A 688-nucleotide genomic window follows, 5' to 3' on the forward strand; every position below is an offset into this window, starting at 1 on the left:
TCGTGGGCTCGGCGTCGAGGATCCCCTTGAACATCGCGACCAGGCCCGTGAGATCAGAGTTGGCGCGCGCCACGTGACAAGCGCCGTGCAACTCTTCCAGGTCGGTCTTCCCCCAGTCGAGGCCGCGTTCGGACAACAGGAGATCGAAGAACTCGCGGGTCGAGCGGCCGTTGCCCTCGCGGAACGGGTGGGCATAGTTCACGTAGTCGTACCGGTATGCGACCTGGCCAGCGAGATCACCTTCGCCGACCGCTCTGAGCCGGTCGAGCTGGTAGATCTCCGCAGCCACATGCTCCATGGGCCGACTGATGCCGCCCGGCGCGCAGAAAGACTCGTCCTCCTTCTCGATGCCGACTGTCCGCAGATCTCCCGCCCAGACGTAAATGTCCTGGAACAGCTGGCGGTGAATCGCCCGCAGGTATGCGAGATCTGTGCGGTCGCCCAGCAGATTGGGATCCTCGCGGAGTTCGATCACCCGGGCCTCAACGAGGTCGTTCTCGGCATCACGCAGTTCGGCATGCGTTCGAGCGCCGACCCGGTTCCTCAAGACGGACATAGCGGGGATGAAGTAGCCCTGCCAATTCCGTTCGTGATCGCCGGTGTCCCATGGATGCGGCACTCCACCCCGGTTACTGGATGTTGTACCGGCGGCGGACGCGCTCACCCAACTCGGCTGCCGTGATCTTGC

The 688-nt window shown here is 64.0% G+C and carries 1 protein-coding gene; it reads right to left on the bottom strand.

Annotated features, from left to right (window positions below; all coding sequences use genetic code 11):
- Positions 1-619, bottom strand: a 619-nt coding sequence (locus tag NNO02_RS23445) for a Fic/DOC family protein (RefSeq protein ID WP_271455897.1), incomplete at its 3' end; no start/stop codon positions are given.
- Positions 620-688: the final 69 nt, after the last annotated feature.

Source organism: Citrobacter sp. Awk 2, assembly GCF_028069815.1.
Classification (GTDB): Bacteria; Pseudomonadota; Gammaproteobacteria; order Enterobacterales; family Enterobacteriaceae; genus Citrobacter.